The sequence below is a fragment of the Nocardia cyriacigeorgica genome, assembly GCF_010858045.1.
Lineage (GTDB): Bacteria > Actinomycetota > Actinomycetes > Mycobacteriales > Mycobacteriaceae > Nocardia > Nocardia cyriacigeorgica_E.
On the sequence record NZ_JAAGVC010000425.1, the window covers coordinates 1 to 273 of the forward strand.

Consider the following 273-nt stretch of genomic DNA (forward strand, 5'->3'; position numbering starts at 1 on the left):
CCGTCCCTGCCGTACGAGCTCGCGGTGCCTCGCGTCACCTACTCACACCCCGAGGTTGCCGGTATCGGGCTGACCGAGGAAGCCGCGCGCCGGATCCATGCGACGATCAGCACCACCGTGCACGACCTGGCGGGCAACGGGCGCAGCCAGATCCTCGGCACCGCTGGGGGAGTGAAGGTCATCCGGTCCGGCACCGATGCGAGTCCCGGGCCCGTCGTCGGTATCCACATGGTGGGCGATCGGGTCGGCGAATTGATCGGCGAAGCGCAGCTC

General features: G+C 69.2%; 1 pseudogene. It reads left to right on the forward strand.

Features of this window, described 5'->3' with window-relative positions:
- A pseudogene (locus tag GV790_RS30305) lies at positions 1–273 on the forward strand (dihydrolipoyl dehydrogenase); the annotation flags it as partial.